The following is a 26,711-nucleotide window of genomic DNA, read 5'->3' on the forward strand; positions in this document are numbered from 1 at the left end:
CACATACCGATGGGTCGGCTCATTAAGCTCATGATCATGGCCGCCTCCGCACCGTCAGCCGTGTACATCGCAGCCCCCGAGGGCGATACCGGTAAGTCGACCATCGCCCTCGGCGTTCTCCAGATGCTGGCCGCCACGACGCCGAGGGTGGGGGTGTTCCGGCCGATCACCCGGTCCGCCACCGAGCGGGACTACATTCTCGAACTGCTGCTCGAGCACTCCAGCGCCGAGGACGACTACGACTCGTCCATCGGCGTCACCTACGAACAGGTGCACGCCGATCCCGACGCCGCCATCAGCGAGATCGTCATGCGCTACCACGATATGGCCAAGCACTGCGACGCCGTGCTGATCCTCGGCAGCGACTACACCGATGTCGCCAGCCCCAGCGAACTGCGCTTCAATGCCCGCATCGCGGTGAATCTCGGCGCGCCGGTGCTGCTGGTGGTGCGCGGCGCGGGCCGCAGCTCCGCCGAGCTGGGCCAGGTGGTGGAGCTGTGCGCCGGGGAGCTGCGCGCCGAACACGCCAATCTGGTCGCGGTGATCGCCAACCGCTGCGAGCCCGACCAGCTGGAGGCCGACGCCGCCGCGCTGCGGGTGTGCGGGGTACCGTCCTGGGCGCTGCCGGAGGTGCCGCTGCTCACCGCACCGACGGTGGAGGAGCTGTGCCAGGCCATCGGCGGCGAAATCTACAGTGGCGACCCGGAACTCATGCAGCGCGAGGCCCTGCAGGTGATCGTCGGCAGTATGACCCCGGAGCACATTCTGGAGCGGCTGGCCGACGGTATGGCCGTCATCACCCCGGGCGATCGCTCGGATGTGCTGCTGGCGCTGGTCAACGCGCACGAGGCCTACGGCTTCCCGTCGCTGGCGGGCATCATCATGAACGGCGGCATGCTGCCGGAGCCGTCCATCGCGCGGCTCATCGAGGGTTTGAAGCCGAAACTGCCCATCCTCACCACGCAATTGGGCACCTTCGAGACCGCCAAGGCCGTATCCCGCACGCGCGGAAGGGTTTCGCTGTCCAGCATTCGCAAGGTGGACACCGCGCTGGCGCTCATGGAGGAGCGGGTCGACGGGGCGGAACTGTTGCGCCACATCGAAGTTCCGATTCCCGATGTGGTGACCCCGCAGATGTTCGAGTACCAGCTCATCGAGCGGGCGCGCGCCGATCGCAAACGCATCGTGCTGCCCGAGGGCGACGACGACCGGATTCTGCGCGCCGCCGGACGCGTATTGAGCGCAAGATCGCCGATCTCACCATTCTGGGCGACGAGGCCGCCGTACGTAATCGCGCCGCCGAACTGGGTGTGGACATCGAATCGGCGGAGGTGCTCGATCCGCGCACCTGTCCGTTGCGCGACGAATTCGCCGAGGAGTACGCGCGCCTGCGCGCCCACAAGGGCATGACCGTGGAGCGGGCGCGCGAATTCATGGCCGACATCTCGTATTTCGGCACCATGATGGTGCAGATGGGCGTCGCCGACGGCATGGTGTCGGGTGCGGCGCACACCACCGCGCACACCATCCGCCCCGCCTTCGAGATCATCAAGACCGAGCCCGGCGTCTCCACGGTCTCCAGCGTCTTCCTCATGTGCCTCGCCGATCGCGTACTGGCCTACGGCGATTGCGCCGTGGTGCCCGATCCCACCTCCGACCAGCTGGCCGATATCGCCATCTCCTCGGCCCGCACCGCCGCCCAGTTCGGAATAGATCCGCGCGTGGCCATGCTCTCGTATTCGACGGGTGAATCGGGAACGGGAGCGGATGTGGACAAGGTGCGGACCGCCACCAAACTGGTGCACGAGCGCTCCCCGGAACTGTTGGTGGAGGGGCCGATTCAGTACGACGCCGCCATCGAACCGGCGGTGGCCATGTCCAAGCTGCCCAACTCCGAGGTGGCCGGGCGGGCCACGGTCTTCATCTTCCCGGACCTCAATACCGGCAACAACACCTACAAGGCCGTGCAGCGCAGCGCGGGCGCGGTGGCCATCGGCCCGGTCTTGCAGGGTCTGCGCAAGCCCGTCAACGATCTGTCGCGCGGCGCGCTGGTGGCCGACATCGTGAACACGGTGGCCATCACCGCCATTCAGGCTCAGCAGGAGGCGGCGTCGTGAAGGTGCTGGTGATCAATTCCGGGTCCTCGTCGATCAAATACCAGCTGCTGCAACCGGATACCGGCGATGTGGTGGCCTCCGGCGTGGTGCAGCGCATCGGGGAGTCGGTGGCCGATGGCTCGCCGACCATCGAACACCGCAGCGGCGGAGAGACTTTCGAGCACGACGGCCCCATCGCCGACCACGGCGAGGGGCTGCGGCTGGTCTTCGAGCTCTTCACCAAGAGCGGCCACGACCTGGCCCGGGAGGATCTGGGCGCGGTCGGGCACCGGGTGGTGCACGGCGGCGAGGTGTTCTACGAGCCCACGCTCATCACCGATGACGTGGTGCGCGCCATCGCGGATCTGTCCACCCTCGCGCCGCTGCACAATCCGGCCAATGTGACCGGTATCGAGAGCGCCCGCGCGCTGCTGCCCGAGGTCCCGCAGGTGGCGGTGTTCGACACCGCCTTCTTCCATCACCTGCCCGCCGCCGCCAAGACCTACGCCATCGACGCGGAAACCGCCGCGGCGCACGGCATTCGCAAGTACGGCTTCCACGGCACCTCGCACGAGTACGTGTCGGGCCGGGTCGCCGAATTCCTCGGACGGGACCGCGCCGAGATCAACCAGATCGTCCTGCACCTCGGCAACGGCGCATCCGCCTCGGCGATTCGCGGTGACCGCGCGGTGGACACCACCATGGGCCTGACGCCGCTCGAGGGCCTCGTCATGGGCACCAGGTCCGGAGATCTGGATCCGGGCATCATCTTTCACCTGATTCGCGCGGCGGGGATGGATGTGCAGCAGGTCGACGATCTGCTCAATCGACGCTCCGGGATCAAGGGCCTGTCCGGTGTCAACGACTTCCGCGAACTGGGTCGCCTCATCGACAACGGCGATACGGCGGCGAAACTCGCCTACGACGTCTACATCCACCGTCTGCGCCGCTATATCGGCGCGTACCTGGTGGAGCTGGGCCGAGTGGACGCCATCACCTTCACCGCCGGGGTGGGGGAGAACGACGCGGCCGTGCGGGCCGACGCCCTTGCCGGGCTCGCCGAGTTCGGCATCGAGGTCGACCCGCAGCGCAATACCGCGAAAGACCGTTCCGCACGGTACATCTCGCCCGAGGGCGCGAAGATCGCCGTCCTGGTCGTGCCGACCAACGAGGAGTTGGCCATCGCCCGCGCCTCGGCCGCCCTGGTCGGCTGACGCTTCACGAAATCGTCACGAACCCTTTGGCAGGGTGGTTCCCGAGCCCAGCCTCTCCGGACCGGGTTCGCCGAAATCCGTGGCGCGAACGCACACCCTCGGCAGGAGCTGGTCTTCCCTCGCAGGCTCCGCCGTCGACCGACTGCCCTTGGTCGACACCGTGGGTCGCACCACGGATTTCGGTGTTTCCTCGCTAGATCCAGGTCTTGGCCCGGACGGCATTGGCGAGATCGACCAGCGCGTAGCGGTGGGTGCGGCCGGGGGCCGACCGGGCCAGGGCGCGCAGACCGATCTCGATGCCCCGGCGCAACGCGCGCTCGGTGAACGGCGCGCCGAAGATCTTGGCCTCCTTGGACTTCGGCGTTCGGCCCGCCTGGAGCCAGCCCAACGCGGTGCCCAGGACCAGCACCCGCAGTTGGCCCGCACGGCCCTCGCCCGGCGGCAGCGCCTGCACCCGTGCGGCGGCGATATGCAGTGTGGCCTCGTCCAATTCGGCGACCGGGGCACTGGTCAGCAGCATGAGAATGGCGGTCATGCGGGCCTCCGCGTAATAGCGGGAGGCCGGTGGCACTTCGTCGAGCGCCCGCACCGCGGTGGTGATGTCGCCCGCGGTGTCGAGTTGGCGGGCCAGACCGAAGGCGGCGGCCACGACGCCTCGGTCGGTGCGCCAGACGGTGGCGTAGTACTTCTCGGCGAAGGCGCGCCACTGTTCCGGATCGGGTGAATCCCAATGCTGGAGAATGAGTTCCGCGGTGGCGGCCAGGGCGAGTTTGGGCGCGATCTCGCCGGGGAGCGCGCACAGCACCGCGTCGAAGCGGCTGAAGGCGCGTTCGAAGTCCAGCTCCAGCAGTTCGGCGACGCCGAGGTACCAGTCGATCCGCCAATCCGAGGCGGGTGGTTCGGTGCTGTCGTCGAGGCGGTCGAGCAGCAGGCGGGCGGCGGCGGGTTCGTCGAGGTCCAGGTGCGCCCGCGCCTCCGCCAGGGTGACCTCCAACTCGAAAGTGTCGGGCGCGCCGCCCGGTTCGGCACCGGCGCGCTGGCGGGCGTGGCGCAGTTCGTCGAGGGCGTGGCGCGGTTCGGGATGGGCCGCGCCCGCCAGCAGCGGGGCGGACGGATCGCTCGGATCGATGAGCGGCACCTGGAGCGCGGCGACCACATCGCGTGCCCGCAGCAGGGTGTCTCGTTCCTGGCCGTCCACCAGACCGTCGCTGCGCTCGAGCAGTTCGGTGGTGCCGAAACAGGTTCGGGGCGGGCTGAACAGGGTGGAGAGCTGCGGGTGCTCGCTGCCGGTCTCGGTGGAGAGGATTTCGCGCAGCACACCGGTGAGCTGGTTGGCGAACAGCCGCGCGGAGGGGAAGCGGCGGTCGGGATCGGGGTCGGTGGCGCGCAGCAGCAGCCGGTGATAGAACTCGTGCCGCCGCAGGACCGGCTGGTCCGCCGGGTCGGGAATGCCGTCGCAGTACGCACCCTGTTGCATGGGCATATTCAGCGTCAGCACCGCCAGCGTGCGCCCCACCGTATAGATGTCGGAGGCCACCGTAGGGCCGGTGCGCGCGATCTCCGGAGCCTGGAAACCCCTGGTGCCGTAGAGATTTCCATACGATTCGAAGGGCGCGACCGCCCCGAGGTCGATGAGCTCCACCCGGTCCTCGGTGACCATGATGTTGTCCGGCTTGAGGTCGTTGTAGGCCAGCCCCAGCGAATGCAGATAGTCCAGCGCGGGCAACACCTCGAGCACGTAGGCAATGGCCTCGGCGACCGGCAGCCGTTCGGGTTTGGGGTAGGCGTCGAGCATATTGCGCAGCGACCGGCCGCCGACGTACTCCATGACGATGTATCCGGCCGGGGTGCCGTCGGAGCCGGTGTGCTCCACGAAATTGTGGATCTTGACGATGCCGGGATGCGCTGTGTCGGCGAGGGATTCGCGCTCGGCCACCGCCACCGCCTGCGCCTCGGCGTCACCGGCGTGCAGCAGGCCCTTGAGCACCACCCACCGGTCGCTCACATTGCGGTCAATGGCCAGATAGATCCAGCCCAACCCGCCGTGCGCGATACAGCCCTGAATCTCGTACTGGCCGCCGACGAACTCGCCCGGCTGCAACAGCGGCCGGAAATCGTAAGGCGCACCGCAGGTCTCGCAGGTGCCGACGGTGGTCGACGGATGCGTCGGCGTGGCCCGGCCGACGGGTTTGCCGCAGCGCCAACAGAATCGGCGGCCCTCGGCGACCACCGGATCGGTCAGCACCACCGACGCCGGATCCACCGGCTCCACCGACGGAATGGGCACCAGCCCCGCGCCCAACCGACGCACCGTCGGCCGGGTGCGGGTAATCCGTCCGGTGCGCTGCGACGGGCGGGTGGGCGAGCTGGAATCGCCACGCTCGCCACCGCTTTCGACGGCGGTCGGCCGCCCCGTATCGGTGACGGCCTCGGTTCCGGCCGGGACGTCGACGGCTTCGGTCCAGACCGGAAGTCCGGCGGCGGCGGTGCCCGCCGATTCGTCCTCGGTCGCCGCGTGCCGAGCGGTGAACTCGGTATCCCCACCGGGCGTGGCGGGTTCGGGGCGCGGTGTGAATTCCGTGCCCTCGCCGTTGGCGTCGTGCTCCGACGGTTCGCTCATCGTCAGTCCTGGTATCTCGGCGACGGGGCGGCGGCATTGCCGAGTTCCGGTGCGAGCCACTGTTGATAGAGCCGATTCCAGGTGCCGTCCCCGCGAATGCGCTCCAGCGTGCCGTTGACGAAGCGCACCAGATCGTCCTGCCCCTTGGGGATGCCGATGCCGTACTGCTCGGTGCTCAGGCTCTCGCCCACCACGGCCGTCATCGGATCCTGGACCGCCAATCCGGCCAGCACGGTGTCGTCGGTGCTGACCGCGTCGACCTGCCGCTGCTGCAACACCACCAGGCAGTCGGCCCAACTCGGCACGGTGAGAATGGACGCCGCGGGCTGCTGTCGGCGGATACGGTCCAACGACGTGGTGCCGCGCACCACGCAGACCCGCTTCCCGGCCAGGTCGTCGAGGCCGGTGATGCCGGAGTCCTTCACCGTCAGGACCCGCTGATGCGCGGTCAGATACGAGGTGGAGAACGAAACCCGTTGCCGCCGATCACAGGTGATGGTCATGGTCTTCACCACCACGTCGACGGTGCGGTCCTGCAATGCCTGCTCGCGCTCGGCCGAACCCATCATGCGGTACTCGATCCGGCCCGGGTCGCCGAACAGGTCGCGGGCGATCTCGCGGGCGATATCCACATCGAATCCGGCCAGTGTGCCGGTGGTGGGATCGCGGAAGCTGAACAGATTGCTGCCCGGGTCGAGTCCGACCAGTAGTCGGCCGCGGGCGCGGATCGCGTCGAGGGTGGCCCCGTCGCGTATGCCGTTGGGGCGCAGGCTGGCGGTCGGATCGGGACAGGAAGTTTCGTCGGGAGGCTTCGAATGCGTCTGCGCGGCAATGGCTCCCGACGGCAGCGGCGGTTCGGTGTAGGTGGCGGTGCTGGTGAACGGCGCGGCGGCGTTGGGATCGCCACAGCCGGTCAGGGCGAGCGCGGCGAGGGCCAGCAGGGCTAGTCGGCGTCTCATCGGTACTCCCGTAGTCGGGGCCACAGTCCGGCGGCCACCAGCACGGCCGCCGCGGTGGCCAGCACCAGCGCACCGGGCGACAGCAGATCCAGCGCGCGGGAGGCGCGCGCGGTATCCGTGCGCAGGGCATCACGGGTCCGCGCGATACCCGCGCCGAGCGCGCGGTCCAGCGAATCCACCTGCGCGCTGGCCTCGTTCGCGCCCCGGCCGGTGGCCACCTGGCTCGCGCCGATGAAATCGCCGCGTCCCAGCGCCTCGTTCATGCGCTGATGGGCGGTGCGCCAGCGGTCCACGACGGCGAGGGCGTCGCCTATCTCCGCGGCGGCGGGGGCGTTCGGCGGATAGCCGCCGAGCAGGGTGCGCAGCCGGTCGGTGGCCTCGTCGTAGGTGCGGTCGTAATCGCCGCTGGTATCGCGGCGCACCAGTTTGAGGGTTTCGGCGGCGCGCGCCTGCTGCGCCAGAATCCGGCTCTCGGTCAAGGTCGCGGTGGGATCGGAGCCGTCGTCGCGCGCGTGTGTGGTCGAGACCGCCGACACCACGCCCGCGATGACCGTCCACGACAGCAGCGCCATCATGGTGGCGGTGGCCATGACCAGCCCCGGATTGAGCACGCGATGCCAGCGCCGGGCCAGGTACCACTGCGCCGCCAGCAGCGCGGCCACCGTGAGCAGCGGCAGCACGATGGCGGGCCACGGCGGGCGCACATGATTGCGCTGGATATCGGCGATGGCCGAGGAGCGGTGCTCCTGCAATTCCTGGGCCATCGGCAACAGCGTCGTCTGCATGAGATTCGACGCCTCGCTGAGGTAGGCCGCACCCACCGGCTGCCCGGCGCGGTTGTTGGCGCGGGCGGTCTCGATGAGCCCGGTGTAGACCGGCAGACCGGTCGCTATGCCGGTGCGCAGATGCGTATCCGCGTCGTCGGCGCGATTGGACTGGGTCACCAACTCCGCCGACGCCTCGCCGATGGCCTGGTTGTAGCGGTCGCGCACCGGCTTGGGCTCCAGCCCGCCGGAGATGAAGGCCGTACCCGCCGAGGCGTCGGCCACCGACAGCGCGGTGTAGAGCCGCTGCGCCGAATACGCGTCCGGTTCGGCCTGTTCCAACAGCGAGTCGAGAGCCTGCTGCCGATCCGCGACGGCGGTGGCGGTGACCCCGCCCGCCGCCACACACAACCCCAAGAGCAGCAATCCGATGGCTACCAATTTGGCGGGGGAGGACCGGGCGAAGGCGCGCAGATCGCCCGCGTCCAGGCGTTCCCGCACGAGCGCGGCTGCGGAGCGCGGGGTCAGCTCGTCGAGCCGCTCCTGCTCGATGCGAGCCATACTCACCTCCCACTGGCCGAAACCGATCCCTCGACTCTTATCGGTCGATTGAGCATATTGTGGTCGTACCGGTGCCGCGGCGCGGCGAACACCCTCCAAGTGCTCGCGGCGCGCGGCGTGGGCTAGGTGAGGATGTGAGCATGCGAGGTGACGGCGACGGCTGGGCGGACAGCCCCGACGGCACCCGCCAATGGGGACGTTTCGGTGCTGCCGGACTGTTGCTGAGAGCCCCGCTGGCGGGCGGTGGATCGGCGGTACTGCTCCAGCACCGGGCATGGTGGAGCCATCAGGGCGGCACCTGGGCGCTGCCCGGCGGCGCCCGCGACAGCCACGAGACCACCGTGCACGCCGCGGTGCGCGAGGCCGAGGAAGAGGCGGGCATCGCGCCCGATTCGATACGGGTGCGCGGCTCCCGGGTCACCGCGACCGCGCCGAGCGGCTGGACCTACACCACCGTCATCGCCGACGCGCCCGCGCGCCTGAAGACGCGACGCAATCTGGAGAGCAAATCACTGCGGTGGGTGCCCGAGGACAAGGTCACCTCCCGGCCGCTGCATCCGGGCTTCGCGGCCGCGTGGCCCTCGCTGCGCGCCACCCCCACCCGGGTGAGCGTGGACGGCCTGGCCGATCCGGCGACGGTTGCCGCCGCACTGCCCCGCACCCTGGATCTGGACGGGCGCGGCTTCGTCTGGCTGCACACCGAAGGCGACGGCGAGCCCGCCGCGCACATCACCGAAACCGTGCCAGCCGCCCGGAATCTGGCCGAAAATGTGCTTCTGCTCACCCTGGCACAGGTGTTGTCTTGAGAGGGTGAGCACCCGAGAGATTGCCACCTTCTGCCGGATCTGCGAACCGCTCTGCGGGCTGATCGCCACCGTCGAGGACGGGAGGCTGGTGCGGCTGCGGGCCGACAAGGACCATCCGCTCTCGCGCGGGTTCGCGTGCCCGAAGGGGATCGCGTTCAGCGAGATTCAGAACGATCCGGATCGAGTGCTGTATCCGCTGCGCCGCACGGCCGCCGGAGAGTTCGAGCGGGTGTCCTGGGATGAAGCGCTCGACGATATCGGGGCGCGGCTGCGCGCGATCATCGGTGCGCATGGACGCGAAAGTCTCGGTTGGTATTTCGGGAATCCGTCGGCGTTCTCGTATTCACACACCCTGTGGATGGTGGGATTTCAGCTCGCCGCCGGGTTGAAGCACGTGTATTCGGCCGGGTCGCAGGACATCAACAATCGGTTCGTGGCCAGTGAGCTGCTGTATGGCTCGTCGACGACCGCCCCGGTCCCGGATCTGGACCGCACCGACTTCCTGCTCATGGTCGGGGCCAATCCCGTTGTGTCGCACGGCAGTGCGGTGAGCGCGCCGCGTATTCGGGACAAGCTCGTCGATATTCCGAAGCGCGGCGGCCGGGTGGTGGTGGTCGATCCGCGTCGGACCGAGACGGCGCGGCTGTTCGAGCATGTGGGCGTGCGCCCGGACTCGGATGCCTGGCTGCTGGCCTCGATGTTGCAGGTGATCTTCGCCGAGGGGCTCGAGGATCAGCGGGCGCTGCGCAAGCAGGCGGCGGGCGTGCGCGAATTGCGCAATGCCGTCCGCGAATTCACACCGGAGGCCACGGCCACCGTGACGGGCCTCGAGCCCGATCGGGTGCGCGCCCTCGCCCGCGATCTGGCAGCGGCGGAATCCGCCGCCGTCTACGGACGCACCGGAACCTGTCTGGGCCGCCATGCCACATTGGTGGCCTTCCTCATCGATGCTCTGGCCGCGGTGACCGGCAATCTGGACGCACCGGGCGGCTCGGTGTTCGGCAAGGAACTGGTGGCTGTCTCGCAGCTCAATGCCCGGCTCGGGCTGATTCGCTACGGCAAGAACCGTTCGCGCATCGGCGATTTCCCGGATGTGCTGGGTACTTTCCCGGCCGCCGTCATGGCCAAGGAGATCACCACGCCCGGCCCGGGGCAGCTGCGAGCGCTGTTCACCTCGGCCGGGAATCCGGTGCTGTCGGTGCCGAATGGCCGCGAATTGGCTTCCGCGCTGGGGCAACTCGATCTGTTCGTGGCCATCGACCTGTATGTCAACGACACCAACCGCATGGCCGATTACGTGCTGCCCGCCACGACCTTCCTGGAGCGCGACGATATCCCGCTGCCCTTCACCGCGCTCGCGCCCACGCCGTACACCCAGTACACCGAGCGCGTGGTGGAGCCGTACGGGGAAGCGCGTGAGGAATGGCGGATCATCGACGATATCGCCACCCGAATCGGTGTACAGCCCTTCGCCATCGGCCCCGCCGCACCGGCGGGCAGTCTGCTGAGCGCGGTGCGCAATCGCGTGCCCGGTGGCCGCTCCGCCCGCCCGAGTCCTTCGTTCCTGGTCGATCTCGCGCTGCGCACCGGCCCGTACGGCGATTGGTTCGGCTTGCGGCGCAATGGGGTGAGTCTGCGCAAGTTGCGCCGCCATCCGCACGGACTCGTTCTCGCCGATCACATCGACACCGGTGTGCTTCGAGAAGTGGTGCGGCACAAGGGCGGCCGCGTCCAACTGGCCCCCGACGAGATCATCGCCGAACTGCGGAGCCTGCGTGACCTGGACAGCGATCCCGACTATCCCCTGCGGGTCATCGGTATGCGCGAGCTCAAATCCCACAATTCCTGGATGCACAATGTGGACGCCCTGATGCGCGGTGACCGTGAGCACGCCGCCCGCATCAATCCCAAAGACGCTGCGGCCGCTGGTGTTTCCGACGGCGACCGCTGCCGCGTCACCTCCGCCCATGGCTCCATCGAGGTGACCGCCCGTCTCACCGAGGACATGACCGAGGGAGCCGTGGCCATCCCGCACGGCTGGGGACACCACGGGGGTTGGCAGCGGGCCAATGCCGCGGGCGGCGCGAACGTCAACGACCTCATGTCCACCGATGTCCCGGATGTCGAACGCCTGGCGGGTATGTCCAATCTGAACGGCGTCCCCATCCGCGTGGAACCCGTGGCCCACCCTTAGGGCTACGACATGTAACAGATACCATCCAGCTCGTGGCAAAACTGAAGGTCTCCATCGACGTCCCCCTCGCCCCCGACCAGGCCTGGGCGCACGCCTCCGACCTGCCCAATCTGGACAAGTGGCTGACCCTGCACGAGGGCTGGCGCGGACCGATTCCCGAGGGCCTGACCCCCGGCACCCGACTGGTCGGCGTGGCCACGGTCAAGGGCTTCCGCAACCGCGTCACCTGGACCGTGAAGACCGCCGAACCGCCCACCCGCCTGGTGCTCTCCGGCTCCGGCATCGGCGGCACCAAATTCGGCATCGACCTGCGCGTCAGCCCCACGGCCACGGGCTCGAAGCTCGCCGCCGACTTCGACCTGGGCGGCGCACCCCTGTTCGGCCCCATCGGCTCGGTGGTCGCCAAGGCCCTGCGTGGCGATATCGAACGCTCCCTGGACCGCTTCGTCGAGCTCTACGCCTGAGCGTCAGGACGCCGCGTTGTCCAGCAGGCGCTGCTTCAGGGCACGCGCGGCGGCCTCGGGATCGTCCGCCTCGGTAATGGCGCGGACCACGACCACGCGAGTGGCTCCGGCCTCGAGCACCTCGGGTAGCCGCTTGTCGTCGATACCGCCGATGGCGAACCACGGACGGGTCGGATGGGCCTCGGCCGTGGATCGGACGAAGTCCAGTCCGGCGGCACTGCGCCCGGGCTTGGTCGGCGTGTTCCAGACCGGGCCGGTGCAGAAGTAGTCGAGGTGCTCGTCGATGGCCGCGAGCCCGGCCTGCGCGCGATTGTGCGTCGAACGCCCGATCACCACATCCGGCCCGAGCAGCCGCCGGGCGTACCAGGGCGGCAGATCGTTCTGTCCCAGATGCAGCACGTCCGCTCCGGCGGCGAACGCGATATCCGCCCGATCGTTCACCGAGACCAGTGCCCCGTGCCGCCGAGCCGCCGCCTTCAACTCGGCCAGCGCCCCCAGTTCCCCTTTGGCCTCGAGCGTCCCGAACTCCTTCTCCCCGGCCGACCCCTTGTCCCGCAACTGAATGATGTCGACGCCCCCGGCCAGCGCGGCTTCCGCGAACGCGGCCAAATCCCCCTTGTCCCGCCGAGCATCGGTACACAGGTAGAGACGAGCGTCAGCGAGACGCTCCCGAGGAGGGACGGGCCGATTCGGGTGGGACGGTTGCACGCCCTCGACGGTAGTCCCGCCTCCGGTCGGTGCCAATCAGGGCCGCCCCTATCGCCGAGGAGACCGATCGGTCAGGGGGAACTGAGGGCGGTGGCCTCTCGCGCGACGCCGCCACAGATTCCCCCTGACCAATCGGTCTCGATGCCGGGGCGGGCGTGCCCCGGCCACCTCGTGCGTCCTGGCCTGGGGTTGTGCCCGGTCGGTCGGCCTGTCGCGCTACCGTGGGTAGTCGAGATAGCGGCCGGTGTTGCCGGTGGAATCGGAGGATTCCCGGAAGGGCCGTGTCGGGATTGTGGCTTTCGGGCCGAGTGAGGTGGATCTGGTGCGGACCCTGGCCGTGGTGGGTGGCGGCGTTATCGGGCTGTCGGTGGCCTGGCGGGCGGCCGAAACCGGGTGGGCGGTCACCGTGTACGACCCGGCGGTGGGGACGGGGGCCTCGTGGGTAGCGGGCGGCATGTTGGCCCCGCTCTCCGAAGGGTGGCCCGGTGAGGACGCGGCGCTCGTATTCGGTGCGGCGTCACTGGCGCGCTGGCCGGAGTTCGCGAACCGTCTGAAAGCGATCACCGGCACCGATGTCTTCACCGCGGACGAAACCCTGACGGTCGCCCTCGACGCCGCCGATACCGCCGACCTGCGCACCATCGCGGATTTCGTGAACACCCACGATCTCCCGACGCTGCGTCGCGGCGTGTCGAAGGATTCCGTACACGGTTTGCGACTGCTCGACCGCGCCGGAGTGCGCACGGCCGAGCCGGTTTTGGGCCGTGGGATTCGCGCGGGGCTGCTGTCGCCAGCGGAGGGTGCCGTGGACAACCGGGCACTGGTCACGGCACTGCGTGCGGCCTGTAACGCCGCCGGTGTCGAGCTGCGCGCCGAAAAGGTCTCCGCCCTCGATGATTTGGCGCAGGACCGGATCGTGCTCGCCACCGGTGCCGCCGCCGCGCAGCTGTGGCCGGACCTGCCGGTGCGCCCCGTCAAAGGCGAGATCCTGCGCCTGCGCCGCCGCTCGAGCACCGCACCGCCGCCGACCCGCGTCATTCGCGCCCGCGTGCACGGCCGCCCCATCTACCTCGTCCCGCGCCAGGACGGAATCGTCCTGGGCGCAACGCAATACGAGGCCGGATTCGACACCACCGTCACCGTCGCGGGCGTGCGCGATCTGATCACCGATGCCGAAACCGTCTTCCCGGCCATCGGCGAGTACGAGCTCGCCGAGGCCAGCGCGGGTTCGCGCCCCGGCTCCCCGGACAATCTGCCGCTGATCGGCGCGCTCGACGACCGCGTCATCGCGGCGACGGGTCACGGCCGCAATGGCATACTCTGCGTCCCCGTCACCGCCGACGCGGTCATGGCCCTGCTGGCCGACCGCGAACTGCCCGAGGCATACGCGGCGTCCCCCGCGCGTTTCAGTTCCAAGTCGAGAATCCCCGCTGGAGGTTTGTCATGAGCGCTGTCCCGATCGGTGTCACCGTGAACGGCGAGGATCACAGCTTCCCCGAACCGATTTCGGTGCGCGCGCTGCTGGAGACGCTGAACCTGCCGTGCCAGGGCGTGGCCGTCGCGGTGGACGGCGCGCTGTTCCCCAAGTCCCGCTGGGACGAGCAGGTCGGCCGCGGCTGGGAGATCGAGGTCCTGACGGCGGTGCAGGGTGGCTAGCGCGGTTGCGCCCCTCGAAATCGCCGGGCGCTCTTTCGGCTCCCGCCTGATCATGGGCACCGGCGGCGCGGAGAACCTCACCGTGCTCGAGGAGGCCCTGCTCGCCTCGGGCACCGAACTCACCACGGTGGCCATGCGCCGCGTGGACGCCGCGGGCGGCACCGGCGTGCTCGACCTGCTCAAGCGCCTCGAGATCGCCCCGCTCCCCAATACCGCCGGTTGCCGCACCGCCGCCGAGGCCGTCCTCACCGCCCAGTTGGGCCGCGAGGCCCTCGAAACCGATTGGGTGAAGCTGGAAGTCATCGCCGACGAGCGCACCCTGCTACCCGACGCCATCGAATTGGTCGAGGCCGCGGAGCGATTGGTCGACGACGGTTTCACGGTCCTGCCCTACACCACCGACGACCCGGTCCTGGCCAAGCGACTCGAAGACATCGGCTGCGCCGCCGTCATGCCCCTGGGCGCACCCATCGGCACGGGTCTGGGCATCAGCAACCCGCACAATATCGAGATGATCGTGGCCGCCGCCCAGGTCCCCGTCATCCTCGACGCCGGTATCGGCACCGCCAGCGATGCCGCCCTCGCCATGGAGCTCGGCTGTTCCGCGGTGCTCCTGGCCACCGCCGTCACCCGCGCCCGCCAACCCGCGCTCATGGCGGCCGCCATGGCCCGCGCGGTGGAGTCGGGCTGGCTGGCCCGCGAGGCGGGCCGCATCCCCAAGCGCTTCTGGGCGCAGGCCTCCTCGCCCGCATTGTGACCGGTCAGGGTCCGGTCATTCTTCGGGATGACCGAACCCGCGACCTGTGAGTGATAGTGCCGACGCGGATCTTCGGGAAGACTGGAGCCATGATCGAACTGAGAGGCCTGACCAAACACTACGGCCAGACCGTCGCGGTATCGGATCTGTCGTTTTCGGTCCGTCCGGGGCAGGTGACCGGCTTCCTCGGCCCGAATGGTGCCGGTAAGTCCACCACCATGCGCATGATCCTGGGGCTCGATACGCCCACCGCGGGCACGGCCCTGATCGACGGCAAAACCTACGGCGAGCTGCCGCACCCGCTCACCTCCGTGGGCGCGCTGCTGGATGCCAAATGGGTGCATCCCAACCGTTCGGCCCGCTCGCATCTGCGTTGGATGGCCGCCTCGAACGGCATTCCCTCCTCCCGCGTGGAGGAGGTGCTGCGCCTGGTCGGCCTGCTCGAGGTCGCCGACAAGAAGGCGGGCGGCTTCTCGCTCGGCATGTCGCAGCGACTCGGCCTGGCGGGCGCGCTCCTGGGCGATCCCCAAGTGCTGCTGTTCGACGAGCCGGTGAACGGCCTCGACCCGGAGGGCATCCTCTGGATTCGCCGCTTCATGCAGCGGCTGGCGGGCGAGGGTCGCACCGTCCTGGTCTCGAGCCACCTGCTCTCCGAGATGGCGCAGACCGCCGACCATCTCATCGTGATCGGCCGCGGCCGCCTCATCGCCGACACCACCACCAAGGACTTCATCGAGCGCGCCTCGGAATCGTCTGTGCGCGTGCGCAGTCCGCAGCTCGACCAGCTGCGCAGCCTGCTCACCTCGAACGGTATGACGGTGCGCGAGGACGGCGCGGACGGACCGGCCCTGGTGGTCGCCAATGTCAGCAGTGACGCGGTCGGAAAACTGGCCGGTGCCAACGACATCACCCTGTTCGAACTGTCCCCGCAGCGCGCGTCGCTGGAGGAGGCGTTCATGCGGATGACGGGTGGTGCGGTGCAATACCACGGCGCGGGAGCCGGTTTCGACGATGTGATGGGAGGTGCGCTCTGATGGGAGTGCTCGCGGCCGAACGTATCAAGCTCACCTCGACCCGCTCGCCCTGGTGGTGCGCGGCCCTGACCGCCGTCTTCGCCGTGGGTATCGCGGCGCTGCTGAGCCTCATGCTGAACACCTCGCCGGAGGAGACCACCGGCGACAACACCCTCGCGGGCGTCGGCATCACAGGCTTGGCGCAGGGTATGCCCGGCTTCGGCTATCTGATGATCATGATCCTGGCGGTGCTGGCGGTGACCAGCGAATACCGCTTCGGCACCATCAAGACCACCTTCCTGGCGACCCCGAACCGGGCGCTGGTGCTGACCGCCAAGGCCGGACTGATCGGCGTCTCCGCGGCCGTTCTGAGCGGCGTGCTGACCTTCCTGAGCTGGTTCGTGCTCAAGGGCATGCTCAACAGCCGGACCGCCGAGGGCCTGAGCCTGAGCGGCGATCTGCGCACCTTCTACGCGGTGCCGATCTTCGTGCTGCTGGTGGTGTTCCTGTCCGTCGGTGTCGGCGCGCTCATCCGACAGTCCGCCGGAGCCCTGTCGCTGTTGCTGCTGTGGCCGGTGGTGCTGGAGCCGATGGCCGCCTTTTTCGGCAATGTGGGCCGAAATATCCAGGTTTTCCTGCCTTTCCAGAACGCGGGCCGCTTCTTGGGTACCGTGGAGGATGGGAGCCAGCCTTGGCACTGGGGACAGTGGGGCGCTCTCGCCTACTTCGCGGCCTTCGTGGCCATCGTGTTCGCAGCCGCGCTGTTCGTGGTGAACAAGCGCGACGCCTAGACCCTGCCCGGGACCGTCGACCACTGCCCGGTCGACGGATGCATCGACCCGACGCGTACTACGCGTCGGGTCGGTGTTGTCTTCGGGGGATGCCGTCTCGGGCGCTCCGGGGCGATGAACTCTCTGTGAATTGGTGCGCTTCCAGGTGGAAAGGTCTGGTACCCGTGCTGACCGGCCGGTAGCATCGCCTCAGCAACCAACGCACTCCGCATGAATCGGCGGGCCCAACGAAGTGGCCGCTCGCACCGATAGGGAGGTGACAGGTGGCAACCATTCATCCATGGGTGACAGATCTGGACTCATCCACCACGCAGCCGATGCTGGGCTACGCTCGGACCGTGAGCGAACGACCCTCCGGCGGCAGTGAATCCGCGTCCGGCGCGGACCGTGCGGACGGTAAGGGAAGTAGTCGCCCCCGGCCCTCCGAGGGTCTCGGGGAGCCGACTCGCGCGCGCGGACCGCGCATCGATCCCGACGTCGTCATTCCACTGACCCCCGCCGACGAAGACGAACCCGATCGCCGTCGCACCAGCCGACTCTCCGGCCAACTCTCAGCATTGATGTCCGCCGCCAATCAGCGCGGGGATCTCATCGGCGTGATTCGCAAGGCGCGCGAAAACCTGCCCGGCGACCCGGGTTTCGGTGATCCGCTCTCGGTCTCCGGCCCGGGCGGGGTGCGCGCGGTGGCGCGGGCCGCCGACAAGCTGGTCGGCGATTCCCCCAGTGCCGCACGCGAACTCGGCCTGGGCGCGCTGCAGGTGTGGCAGGCCATGCTGGAGCGGGTCGGCAAGGGCCGCGGCACCGCCGAGATCACCGTCATGTTCACCGATCTGGTGGCCTTCTCCAGCTGGTCGCTCTCGGCCGGTGACGAACAGACCCTGGAACTGCTGCGCCGGGTGGCCAAGGCCATCGAGCCGCCCATCGGCGAGCACCGCGGCCAGGTGATCAAGCGCATGGGCGACGGCGTCATGGCCGTGTTCCCCTCGGCGGACCGCGCGGTCAAGGCCGCCCTGGCCGCCAAGCAGAATCTGGCCGATGTGAAGGTCGACGGCTACACGCCCCAGATGCGGGTGGGCCTGCACACCGGCACCCCGCGCGAGATCGGCGGCGACTGGCTGGGCGTGGACGTCACCATCGCGGCCCGGGTGATGGAGGCGGGCGGCAATGGCAACACCATGCTCTCGCACGTCACCCTGGCGGCCCTGGAGCCGGAGACCCTCGCGGAGCTGGGCTGTGTCGCGAAGCCCTACCGCCGCAGCTTCTTCGCGGCCCCGCTCACCGGCGTCCCCGAGGATCTGCGGATCTACCGGCTCGACGCCGAATAGCTACTCCATCCAGAGGATCGCCCCGGCCACGGCCAGGACCGCGCACACCGCGAGGGCGATGGCCAACGGCCGGGCGGTCTTCCAGGTGCTGTAGACGCCGCCGAGCAGGAATCCGGCAAGGGCGAGCAGAAGTACGGAGGCCACGCGGTCAGTCTGCCGTGCCCACCGACCGGTCTGTCACCGACCCCTTCGGCATCCAGTCAGCAAACGATGATCCGAGATGCTCGCAATTAACAAGCGGGCGTGCTTGATTTTTTATCGGGACGGTGTGACCCTGTAACGGACCGCAGCGAAGCAGCTGCGCCCGTGCACAGGAAGGCCCCGCGATGAGTCAGCTCGCGGCCGATCCGGAGCTCCTCCGCATCGGCAACTGTTCCGGCTTCTACGGCGATCGCCTCAGCGCCATGCGGGAAATGCTCGAGGGCGGGCAGCTCGACGTGCTGACCGGGGACTATCTGGCCGAGCTGACCATGCTCATTCTGGGGCGCGACCGGATGAAGGACGCGAACCTCGGCTACGCCAAGACCTTCGTGCGGCAGCTGGAGGACTGTCTCGGGCTGGCCCTGGACCAGGGCGTCAAGATCGTCACCAATGCCGGTGGGCTGAATCCGGCCGGGCTGGCGCAGCGCATTCGAGAAGTAGGCGAGAAGCTCGGGCTGGAGCCCAAGGTGGCCTATGTGGCCGGGGACGACCTACTGCCCCGGGCGGGGGAGCTGGGGCTCGGCGCACCGCTCACCGCCAATGCCTATCTGGGGGCCTGGGGCATCGCCGAATGCCTGAACGCGGGCGCGGATGTGGTGGTCACCGGCCGCGTCACCGACGCGGCACTGGTGGTCGGCCCGGCGGCGGCCCACTTCGGTTGGGGCCGTACCGATTACGACGCGCTCGCCGGTGCGGTGGTGGCCGGACACGTCATCGAATGCTCGACCCAGGCGACCGGCGGCAATTACGCGTTCTTCACCGAGATCGCCGATCTGGGCCGTCCGGGCTTCCCGATCGCGGAGGTCCGCCGCGACGGCAGCAGCGTCATCACCAAACACGAGGGCACCGGCGGCGCGGTCACCGTGGACACCGTCGAAGCCCAGCTCATGTACGAGATCCAAGGGGCCCGGTATGCCGGACCCGATGTGACGACCCGGCTGGACAGCATCCATCTCGCGCAGGAGGGCCCGGATCGGGTGCTCATCAGCGGGGTGACCGGCGAAGCGCCGCCCGCGACGCTCAAGGTGTCGCTCAATACCATCGGCGGCTTCCGCAACGAGATGTCGTTCATCCTCACCGGACTCGATATCGAGGCCAAAGCCGCACTGGCGCAACGGCAGTTGGAGTCTTGGCTGCCGGTGCGCCCGGCGGAGCTGGAGTGGACGCTCGCGCGCCTGGACCGCCCCGACGCCGATACCGAGGAGCAGGCCAGCGCGCTGTTGAAGTGCGTGGTGCGCGATCCCGATCCGAACAAGGTCGGACGGGCCTTCTCCAGTGTCGCCGTCGAATTGGCGCTGGCCAGCTATCCCGGATTCTCGATGACCGCACCGCCCGGCAATGGCGGACCCTACGGTGTCTTCACGCCGGGCTACGTGCCCGCGAGCGAGGTCGCGCACGTCGCGGTGCTGCCCGACGGCACGCAGGTGGAGATCGCGTCCGCGGCCGAGACGCTCGAATTGGCCGAGGTGCCCGACCCCGCACTGCCGCAGCCACTTCCGTCCAGTGCGACCAAGCGTGTCCCGTTGGGCGCCATTGCCCTGGCCCGCAGCGGCGACAAGGGCGGCAATGCCAATATCGGCGTCTGGGTGCGCACCGACGAGCAGTTCCGCTGGCTGGTGCACGCGCTCACCGTCGACGAATTGCGGTTGCTGCTACCGGAGACCGCGAAACTGCCCGTCACCCGGCACGTGCTGCCGAACCTGCGGGCCGTGAACTTCATTGTCGAGGGCCTGCTCGGACAGGGCGTGGCCTATCAGGCCCGCTTCGATCCGCAGGCCAAGGGGCTCGGGGAATGGCTCCGCGCCCGGCACATCGATATCCCCGAGGAGCTGCTGTGAGTAGCGCGTGGACCACGCCCGAGCGACGCGAATTGCGCGCGACCGTACGCGGTTTCGCCGAGCGTGAGGTGCTGCCGTACCTCGACGACTGGGAGCGGGCGGGCGAGATCCCGCGCGAGCTGCACAAGAAGGCGGGTGCGCTGGGGCTGCTGGGCATCCAGTTCCCCGAGGAGGTCGGCGGCTCCGGCGGCGACCCCATCGACGCCGCCATCGTCTGCGAGGAGATGCACTACGCGGGCTGCTCCGGCGGCCTGTTCGCCTCGCTGTTCACCTGCGGTATCGCGGTGCCGCACATCATCGCCTCCGGCAATGCCGAGCACATCGAACGCTGGGTGCGGCCCACGCTGGCGGGGGAGAAGATCGGCTCGCTGGCCATCACCGAACCCGGTGGCGGCTCCGATGTCGGCCACCTCACCACCAGCGCCGTGCGCGACGGTGACGAATACATCGTCAATGGCGCGAAGACCTTCATCACCTCCGGCGTGCGCGCCGACTACGTGGTGACCGCCGTGCGCACGGGTGGCCCTGGCGCGGCCGGTGTTTCGCTGCTCGTGGTGGAGAAGGGCACGCCCGGCTTCACGGTCAGCCGCAAGCTGGAGAAGATGGGCTGGCTGGCCTCTGACACCGCCGAGCTCTCGTATGTGAATGTGCGCGTGCCGGTCTCGAATCTGGTCGGTCCCGAGAACAGCGGATTCGCCCAGATCGCACAGGCTTTCGTGAGCGAGCGGGTGGGCTTGGCGGCGCAGGCGTACGGCCATGCGCAGCGCTGCCTGGACCTCACGCTGCAATGGTGCCGCGACCGTGAGACTTTCGGCCGTCCGCTGATCAGCCGCCAGGCCGTGCAGAACACCCTGTCGGAGATGGCGCGGCGCATCGATGTCGCCCGCGTCTACACCCGGCACGTGGTCGACCGCGCCGCCGAGGGCGAGACCGATCTCATCGCCGAGGTGTGCTTCGCCAAGAACACCGCCGTGGAGACCGCCGAATGGGTTGCGCACCAGGCCGTTCAGCTCTTCGGCGGACTCGGCTACATGCGTGAGTCCGAGGTCGAGCGGCACTACCGCGATGTGCGCATCCTCGGTATCGGCGGCGGCACCAACGAGATCCTGACCAGCCTTGCGGCCAAACGATTGGGGTACCAGTCTTGAGCATCCTGCGCAGCGCAGTCGACCCGAAGTCGGCGGAGTACGAGGCCGCCGCCGAGGCGATGACGGCCAAACTCGCCGAGGTCGAGGCCGAATACGCCAAGAACATCGCCGGTGGCGGCCCGGACAAGATGGCGCGACATCGCAAGCGCGGCAAGCTGACCGCGCGCGAGCGCATCGAGCTGCTCATCGACGAGGACTCGCCGTTCCTGGAGCTGGCCCCGCTGGCTGCCTGGGGCAGTGACTTCCACGTCGGCGCGAGCGTGATCGCCGGTATCGGCATTGTCGAGGGCGTCGAATGCATGATCGTGGCACCGGATCCCACGGTGCGCGGCGGCACCTCGAACCCGTGGACCCTGCGCAAGAACCTGCGCATGAACGACATCGCGCTGGAGAACCGCCTGCCGGTGATCGGCCTGGTGGAGTCCGGCGGTGCCGACTTGCCCACGCAGAAGGAGGTTTTCGTCCCCGGCGGGCGCATGTTCCGCGACCTCACCCGGCTGTCGGCGGCGGGTATCCCCACCATCGCGCTGGTCTTCGGCAACTCCACCGCCGGTGGTGCCTACATCCCCGGCATGTCCGATTACACGGTCATGATCAAGGAGCGCTCGAAGGTCTTCCTCGGCGGTCCGCCGCTGGTGAAGATGGCCACCGGTGAGGAATCCGACGACGAATCCCTCGGCGGGGCCGATATGCATTCGCGCGTCTCGGGTTTGGCCGATTACCTGGCCGCCGACGAGCAGGACGCGATCCGCCTGGGCCGCTCCATCGTCAAGCGCCTCAACTGGAAGAAGGCCGGTCCCACACCGCGCCCGCGCACCGAGGTCATCGAGCCGCTCTACGACTCCGAGGAACTGCTTGGCATCGTGCCCACCGATCTCAAGATCCCCTTCGATCCGCGTGAGGTCATCGCCCGCGTGGTCGACGGCTCCGATTTCGACGAGTTCAAACCGCTCTACGGCTCCAGCCTCGTCACGGGATGGGCCGAGCTGCACGGCTATCCGGTCGGCATTCTGGCCAATGCCCGCGGCGTGCTCTTCTCCGAGGAGGCGCAGAAGGCGGCCCAGTTCATCCAGCTGGCCAATCAGATCGACACGCCACTGCTGTTCCTGCACAACACCACCGGCTACATGGTCGGCAAGGAGTACGAGCAGAAGGGCATCATCAAGCACGGCGCGATGATGATCAACGCCGTCTCCAACTCCAAGGTGCCGCACATCTCGGTGCTCATGGGCGCGTCCTACGGCGCGGGTCACTACGGCATGTGCGGTCGCGCCTACGATCCGCGCTTCGTCTTCGCCTGGCCCAGCGCGAAATCCGCCGTCATGGGCGGTGCGCAGCTGGCGGGCGTCATCTCCATCGTGGGCCGGGCCGCCGCCGAGGCCAAGGGCATGCCGTTCGACGAGGCCGCCGATGCCGGTATGCGCGCCATGATCGAGGCGCAGATCGAGGCCGAATCGCTGCCCATGTTCATGTCGGGCCGCCTCTACGACGACGGCGTCATCGACCCCCGCGATACCCGCACGGTATTGGGAATGGCCTTGTCCGCCATTCACAATGCCCCGATCAAGGGCGCCGATGGCTTCGGCGTCTTCCGAATGTGAGGGCCCTCGTGCAGATAACCTCCGTCCTGGTTGCCAATCGTGGCGAGATCGCCCGGCGCGTCTTCGCCACCTGCCGCCGCATGGGTATCGGCACCGTCGCGGTGTACTCCGATGCCGACGCCGCCGCACCGCATGTGGCCGAGGCCGATGCGGCCGTGCGGCTTCCGGGCAATACGCCCGGCGAGACCTACCTGCGCGGTGAGCTGATCATCGAGGCGGCGCTCTCCGCCGGTGCCGACGCCGTTCACCCGGGCTACGGATTCCTCTCCGAGAACGCCGAATTCGCCAAGGCCGTGCAGGCCGCCGGGTTGGTGTGGATCGGTCCGCCGGTCTCGGCCATCGAGCAGATGGGCTCCAAGGTCGAGTCCAAGAAGCTGATGGACGCCGCCGGGGTGCCGGTGCTGAAGCAGTTGGACCCGGCCGAGGTCACCCCGGAGATGCTGCCGGTGCTGATCAAGGCGTCGGCCGGTGGCGGTGGCCGCGGTATGCGCGTGGTGCGCGATGTGGCCGACCTGAACGATCAGATCGAGGCCGCACAGCGCGAGGCCGCCTCGGCCTTCGGCGATCCCACCGTGTTCTGCGAGCGCTACCTGGAGACCGGCCGCCATATCGAGGTGCAGGTCATGGCCGACGCCCACGGCACGGTGTGGGCGGTCGGCGAGCGCGAATGCTCGATCCAGCGCCGTCACCAGAAGGTGGTCGAAGAGGCTCCCTCGCCGCTGGTCGAGCGCATCGACGGCATGCGGGCGCGGCTGTTCGAGGCGGCGCGGCTGGCGACCGAGGCCATCGGCTACGAGGGGGCGGGCACCGTCGAATTCCTGGCCGACGAGAAGGGCGAGTTCTTCTTCCTGGAGATGAACACCCGTCTCCAGGTGGAACATCCGGTCACCGAGCAGACCACCGGACTCGATCTGGTGCGCACGCAGGTGCAGGTGGCCTCCGGTCGCGCGCTGCCCGCCGAGCCACCGGCCAAGCGCGGCCACTCCATCGAGGTGCGGCTCTACGCCGAGGATCCGGCACAGGACTGGCAGCCGCAGAGCGGCACCGTGCACAAGCTCGAAATCCCGGGCACCACGGGCGAATTCACGGTGCTGACCGAACCGGGCGTGCGCTTGGACACCGGCGTGGTGGACGGTTCGGTCGTCGGCGTGCACTACGACCCCATGCTGTCGAAGGTCATCTCCTTCGCCGAAACCCGCGATGAGGCCGCGCACCTGCTCGCAACGGCCTTGCAGCGGGCCAAGATTCACGGCCTGGTCACCAACCGGGACCTGCTGGTGCGGGTGCTGCGCCATCCGGCCTTCCTCGCCGGTGACACCGATACCGCGTTCTTCGACACCCACGGCCTGGACACGCTCTCCGCGCCGCTGGCCGCCGAGGCCGATGAGAAGCTCGCCATTGTCGCTGCCGCACTGGCGGATTCGGCCGCCAACCGTGCCGCCGCGCGCGTCGGCGCCGGGTTGCCCAGCGGCTGGCGCAATCTGCCGTCGCAGCCGCAGACCAAGTCCTACGAGAGCCGGGTCAGCGGCAAGCACGAGGTGCGCTACCGCCTGACCCGGGCCGGACTCGAGGTGGACGGCTTCGAGGGGCTCGAATTGATCGAGGCCACACCGGATCTGGTGATCCTCTCGGTGCCGGGGGAGCGAGGCCCGGTGCGCCGCCGCTTCGAGGTTGCCCGCTACGGCGATCTGGTGGCGGTGGATTCCCCACTGGGGCCGGTCGCGGTGCGGCGACTGCCGCGCTTCTCCGACCCCGCCGACCAGGTGGCCGAGGGCTCGCTGCTGGCCCCCATGCCGGGCGCGGTCATTCGCCTGGGAGCCGAGGTCGGCAGCCGCGTCGAGAAGGGCCAGCCGATTCTGTGGCTGGAGGCGATGAAGATGGAACACACCATTGCCGCGCCCGCGGCGGGCGTGCTCACCGAAGTGAATGTCGCGGCCGGACAGCAGGTCGATGTGGGCACCGTACTCGCGGTGGTCCAATCCGAGGACAGTGAAGGTCAGGAGTAGGCGGACGTCATGGTGAACACAGTGGGCTTCATCGAAACCGACGAGCAGAAGGCGCTGCGGGCCGCGGTCGCCAAACTCGCCAGCAAGTACAACTACCGCGACTACGTGCGCCCCAAGGCGCTGAAGAACGAGCCGCTGCGCGAACTCTGGGACGAGGCGGGCGCATTGGGCTTCCTCGGCGTGAACCTGCCCGAGGAGTACGGCGGTGGCGGCGCGGGCATCTACGAACTCGCCCTCGTCCAGGAGGAGCTGTCGGCGGCGGGCGCGGGTCTGCTGCTCATGGTGGTCTCGCCCGCCATCTGCGGCACCATCATCACCAAGTACGGCACCGACGCGCAGAAGCAGAACTGGCTGCCGCGGCTCGCGGACGGCTCGGCGACCATGGTGTTCGGCATCACCGAACCCGATGCCGGATCCAATTCGCACAAGATCACCACGACCGCCCGCCGCGATGGTGACGACTGGATCCTCAACGGCCGCAAGATCTTCATCTCCGGTGTCGACCAGGCCGAGGCGGTGCTCATCGTGGCCCGCACCGAGGACGCCAAGACCGGCAATCTCAAGCCCGCGCTGTTCATCGTCCCCGTCGACACCCCCGGCTTCGAGAAGAACCGCCAGGAGATGGACATCATCGAGCCGGACAGCCAGTACACGCTGTTCCTCGACGATGTGCGACTGCCCGGCACCGCCCTGGTGGGTCAGGAGGACGCCGCCATCGCGCAGCTGTTCGCGGGTCTGAATCCGGAGCGCATCATGGGCGCGGCCATGGCCGTGGGCATGGGCCGCTACGCCATCGACCGCGCGGTGGAGTACGCCAAGGAACGTCAGGTGTGGAAGACCCCCATCGGTGCGCACCAAGGCATTTCGCATCCGCTGGCGCAGGTGAAGATCGAACTCGAGCTGGCCAAGGTGATGATGCAGAAGGCCGCCGTACTCTACGACTCCGGTGACGACTTCGGTGCGGCCGAGGCCGCCAATATGGCGAAATACGCTGCGGCGGAGGCGAGTATCAAGGCGCTCGATCAGGCCATCCAGACCCACGGCGGTTCGGGCCTGACCTCGGATGTGGGGCTGGCGGGCATGCTCGCGGCCTCGCGCATCGCGCGGGTGGCCCCGGTCAGCCGGGAGATGATCCTCAATTTCGTCGCACAGCACTCGCTGGGCCTGCCGCGGTCCTACTGAGGAGAATTCGATGGTTGCCACCGAACCCAATCCGGAGTCCGGACCCTACGTGCGGTACGAGGTGGAGGGCGGCTTCGCCGTCCTCACCCTGGATTCGCCGCACAACCGCAACGCCTTGTCGTCGCGGTTGGTGACGGAGCTGCTGGCGGGCCTGGAGCGGGCGAACGAGGACGAGACCGTGCGCGGTGTCGTGCTCACCCACACCGGCAACACCTTCTGCGCCGGTGCGGATTTGAAGGAGGCCCTGGACGCCGATCCGGCGGCCGCCGCCGATATCCGCACCGGGTGGATGATCCAGGTGTTGCGCCGCATCATCGCCTCGCCCAAACCGGTGCTGGCGCGGATCGACGGCAATGTGCGCGCCGGAGGTATGGGCATCGTGGGGGCCTGCGACATCGTGGTGGCGGGCCCGAGCAGCAGTTTCGCGCTCACCGAGGCGCGACTGGGCCTGGCTCCGTTCATGATCTCGCTCACCCTGCTGCCGCGCATGACCTCGCGGTCGGCCGCCCGTTATTTCCAGACCGGCGAGACCTTCGACGCCGCCGAGGCCGCACGCATCGGACTCATCACCGTGGCGGTCGAGGATACGGCCGCGGCGACCGCGCGTTTCCGTGACGAGCTGCGGCGGGGGTCGCCGCAGGGACTGGCGGAGAGCAAGCGGCTGGTCAATGCCGACCTGCTCACCGCGTTCGATCGTGGGGCCGACGAGCTGGCCAAGCGGTCGGCCAGTTTCTTCGGAACCCCCGAGGTCATCGAGGGCATGACGGCCTTCTTTCAGCGCCGTCTGCCGAGCTGGGCAGAATAGCC

General features: G+C 68.7%; 21 protein-coding genes and 1 pseudogene. 17 read left to right on the forward strand and 5 right to left on the reverse strand.

The features are described from left to right. The first annotated feature begins 36 nt into the window (after positions 1–36). Positions 37–2,117 (forward strand): annotated as a pseudogene (gene pta, locus ACIBH2_RS31440) (phosphate acetyltransferase). Then, a complete protein-coding gene (locus tag ACIBH2_RS31445; RefSeq protein ID WP_397124077.1) occupies positions 2,114–3,310 on the forward strand; it encodes an acetate kinase in 1,197 nt (398 codons plus the stop codon). Before pta ends, ACIBH2_RS31445 begins: the two are co-directional and overlap by 4 nt. Before the next feature lie 193 nt (positions 3,311–3,503). Here ACIBH2_RS31445 and ACIBH2_RS31450 read toward each other — a convergent pair whose 3' ends face one another. The 3 genes from ACIBH2_RS31450 to ACIBH2_RS31460 are packed head-to-tail and all read right to left on the reverse strand — an operon-like array spanning position 3,504 to position 8,214. Further along, entirely contained in the window at positions 3,504–5,930 is a 2,427-nt protein-coding gene (locus ACIBH2_RS31450; protein ID WP_397124079.1) for a tetratricopeptide repeat protein, read from the reverse strand. Between the two features lie 2 nt (positions 5,931–5,932). Continuing rightward, the gene (locus tag ACIBH2_RS31455; protein WP_397124081.1) at positions 5,933–6,889 is read right to left on the reverse strand and encodes a glutamate ABC transporter substrate-binding protein; all 957 of its coding nucleotides are present in this window, start codon (positions 6,887–6,889) and stop codon (positions 5,933–5,935) included. Continuing rightward, positions 6,886–8,214, reverse strand: a complete 1,329-nt coding sequence (locus tag ACIBH2_RS31460) for a hypothetical protein (protein WP_397124083.1) — start codon at positions 8,212–8,214, stop codon at positions 6,886–6,888. The genes ACIBH2_RS31455 and ACIBH2_RS31460 overlap by 4 nt, the downstream gene beginning before the upstream one ends. Positions 8,215–8,354: 140 nt before the next feature. On the opposite strand from ACIBH2_RS31460, the gene ACIBH2_RS31465 reads away from it, so the two are divergent. Genes ACIBH2_RS31465 through ACIBH2_RS31475 form a run of 3 tightly spaced genes read left to right on the forward strand, consistent with a single transcriptional unit; the run spans position 8,355 to position 11,678 of the window. Continuing rightward, positions 8,355–9,020, forward strand: coding sequence for an NUDIX domain-containing protein (locus tag ACIBH2_RS31465; protein ID WP_397124317.1), 666 nt, complete (start codon positions 8,355–8,357; stop codon positions 9,018–9,020). A gap of 4 nt (positions 9,021–9,024) precedes the next feature. Next, complete coding sequence (locus ACIBH2_RS31470) at positions 9,025–11,214, forward strand: molybdopterin-dependent oxidoreductase (protein WP_397124085.1); 2,190 nt, start codon at positions 9,025–9,027, stop codon at positions 11,212–11,214. Between the two features lie 32 nt (positions 11,215–11,246). Continuing rightward, positions 11,247–11,678 carry an SRPBCC family protein gene (locus tag ACIBH2_RS31475; protein ID WP_397124087.1) on the forward strand — a complete coding sequence of 144 codons (432 nt, stop codon included), beginning with the start codon at positions 11,247–11,249 and terminating at the stop codon, positions 11,676–11,678. 3 nt (positions 11,679–11,681) lie between these two features. Here ACIBH2_RS31475 and thiE read toward each other — a convergent pair whose 3' ends face one another. Further along, on the reverse strand, positions 11,682–12,386 hold the full coding sequence (thiE, locus tag ACIBH2_RS31480; RefSeq protein ID WP_397124089.1) for a thiamine phosphate synthase: 705 nt from the start codon (positions 12,384–12,386) through the stop codon (positions 11,682–11,684). A gap of 322 nt (positions 12,387–12,708) precedes the next feature. On the opposite strand from thiE, the gene thiO reads away from it, so the two are divergent. From thiO to ACIBH2_RS31510, 6 genes are all read left to right on the forward strand, one after another. After that, the gene (gene thiO, locus ACIBH2_RS31485) at positions 12,709–13,833 is read left to right on the forward strand and encodes a glycine oxidase ThiO (protein ID WP_397124091.1); all 1,125 of its coding nucleotides are present in this window, start codon (positions 12,709–12,711) and stop codon (positions 13,831–13,833) included. Continuing rightward, positions 13,830–14,042 (forward strand): sulfur carrier protein ThiS, encoded by a 213-nt coding sequence (gene thiS, locus ACIBH2_RS31490; RefSeq protein ID WP_397124093.1) that lies wholly within the window; start codon positions 13,830–13,832, stop codon positions 14,040–14,042. Before thiO ends, thiS begins: the two co-directional genes overlap by 4 nt. Further along, positions 14,035–14,799 (forward strand): thiazole synthase, encoded by a 765-nt coding sequence (locus ACIBH2_RS31495; RefSeq protein ID WP_397124095.1) that lies wholly within the window; start codon positions 14,035–14,037, stop codon positions 14,797–14,799. The genes thiS and ACIBH2_RS31495 overlap by 8 nt, the downstream gene beginning before the upstream one ends. Before the next feature lie 89 nt (positions 14,800–14,888). Beyond that, positions 14,889–15,833 (forward strand): ABC transporter ATP-binding protein, encoded by a 945-nt coding sequence (locus tag ACIBH2_RS31500; RefSeq protein ID WP_397124097.1) that lies wholly within the window; start codon positions 14,889–14,891, stop codon positions 15,831–15,833. Continuing rightward, a complete protein-coding gene (locus tag ACIBH2_RS31505) occupies positions 15,833–16,603 on the forward strand; it encodes an ABC transporter permease (RefSeq protein WP_397124099.1) in 771 nt (256 codons plus the stop codon). Before ACIBH2_RS31500 ends, ACIBH2_RS31505 begins: the two co-directional genes overlap by 1 nt. A 338-nt stretch (positions 16,604–16,941) precedes the next feature. Then, on the forward strand, positions 16,942–17,928 hold the full coding sequence (locus ACIBH2_RS31510) for an adenylate/guanylate cyclase domain-containing protein (protein WP_397124101.1): 987 nt from the start codon (positions 16,942–16,944) through the stop codon (positions 17,926–17,928). Here ACIBH2_RS31510 and ACIBH2_RS31515 read toward each other — a convergent pair whose 3' ends face one another. Then, positions 17,929–18,072, reverse strand: a complete 144-nt coding sequence (locus tag ACIBH2_RS31515) for a hypothetical protein (RefSeq protein ID WP_397124103.1) — start codon at positions 18,070–18,072, stop codon at positions 17,929–17,931. Positions 18,073–18,254: 182 nt separating this feature from the next. Here ACIBH2_RS31515 and ACIBH2_RS31520 point away from each other — a divergent pair, with 182 nt between their 5' ends. The 6 genes from ACIBH2_RS31520 to ACIBH2_RS31545 are packed head-to-tail and all read left to right on the forward strand — an operon-like array spanning position 18,255 to position 26,709. Next, positions 18,255–19,967, forward strand: coding sequence for an acyclic terpene utilization AtuA family protein (locus ACIBH2_RS31520; RefSeq protein WP_397124105.1), 1,713 nt, complete (start codon positions 18,255–18,257; stop codon positions 19,965–19,967). Further along, positions 19,922–21,115: an acyl-CoA dehydrogenase family protein gene (locus ACIBH2_RS31525; protein ID WP_397124107.1), complete on the forward strand. Its 1,194-nt coding sequence runs from the start codon at positions 19,922–19,924 to the stop codon at positions 21,113–21,115. The genes ACIBH2_RS31520 and ACIBH2_RS31525 overlap by 46 nt, the downstream gene beginning before the upstream one ends. Further along, the gene (locus tag ACIBH2_RS31530) at positions 21,112–22,716 is read left to right on the forward strand and encodes an acyl-CoA carboxylase subunit beta (protein ID WP_397124109.1); all 1,605 of its coding nucleotides are present in this window, start codon (positions 21,112–21,114) and stop codon (positions 22,714–22,716) included. The genes ACIBH2_RS31525 and ACIBH2_RS31530 overlap by 4 nt, the downstream gene beginning before the upstream one ends. 8 nt (positions 22,717–22,724) lie before the next feature. Further along, positions 22,725–24,722 (forward strand): acetyl/propionyl/methylcrotonyl-CoA carboxylase subunit alpha, encoded by a 1,998-nt coding sequence (locus tag ACIBH2_RS31535; protein WP_397124111.1) that lies wholly within the window; start codon positions 22,725–22,727, stop codon positions 24,720–24,722. Between the two features lie 21 nt (positions 24,723–24,743). Beyond that, on the forward strand, positions 24,744–25,904 hold the full coding sequence (locus ACIBH2_RS31540; protein WP_397124319.1) for an acyl-CoA dehydrogenase family protein: 1,161 nt from the start codon (positions 24,744–24,746) through the stop codon (positions 25,902–25,904). Between the two features lie 10 nt (positions 25,905–25,914). Next, positions 25,915–26,709, forward strand: coding sequence for an enoyl-CoA hydratase family protein (locus tag ACIBH2_RS31545; protein ID WP_397124113.1), 795 nt, complete (start codon positions 25,915–25,917; stop codon positions 26,707–26,709). The last annotated feature ends 2 nt before the right edge of the window (positions 26,710–26,711 follow it).

The sequence above is a fragment of the Nocardia sp. NPDC050406 genome (genome assembly GCF_044459025.1).
In the GTDB taxonomy this organism is placed as follows: Bacteria; Actinomycetota; Actinomycetes; order Mycobacteriales; family Mycobacteriaceae; genus Nocardia.

Coding starts and splice junctions, on each gene's coding strand:
- ACIBH2_RS31525 (WP_397124107.1), top strand. CDS start 19,922: ATGGCTCCGCGCCCGGCACATCGATATCCCCGAGGAGCTGCTGTGAGT.
- ACIBH2_RS31505 (WP_397124099.1), top strand. CDS start 15,833: ATGGGAGTGCTCGCGGCCGAACGTATCAAGCTCACCTCGACCCGCTCG.
- ACIBH2_RS31465 (WP_397124317.1), top strand. CDS start 8,355: ATGCGAGGTGACGGCGACGGCTGGGCGGACAGCCCCGACGGCACCCGC.
- ACIBH2_RS31455 (WP_397124081.1), bottom strand. CDS start 6,889: ATGAGACGCCGACTAGCCCTGCTGGCCCTCGCCGCGCTCGCCCTGACC.
- thiS (WP_397124093.1), top strand. CDS start 13,830: ATGAGCGCTGTCCCGATCGGTGTCACCGTGAACGGCGAGGATCACAGC.
- ACIBH2_RS31545 (WP_397124113.1), top strand. CDS start 25,915: ATGGTTGCCACCGAACCCAATCCGGAGTCCGGACCCTACGTGCGGTAC.
- ACIBH2_RS31520 (WP_397124105.1), top strand. CDS start 18,255: ATGAGTCAGCTCGCGGCCGATCCGGAGCTCCTCCGCATCGGCAACTGT.
- ACIBH2_RS31450 (WP_397124079.1), bottom strand. CDS start 5,930: ATGAGCGAACCGTCGGAGCACGACGCCAACGGCGAGGGCACGGAATTC.
- ACIBH2_RS31460 (WP_397124083.1), bottom strand. CDS start 8,214: ATGGCTCGCATCGAGCAGGAGCGGCTCGACGAGCTGACCCCGCGCTCC.
- ACIBH2_RS31500 (WP_397124097.1), top strand. CDS start 14,889: ATGATCGAACTGAGAGGCCTGACCAAACACTACGGCCAGACCGTCGCG.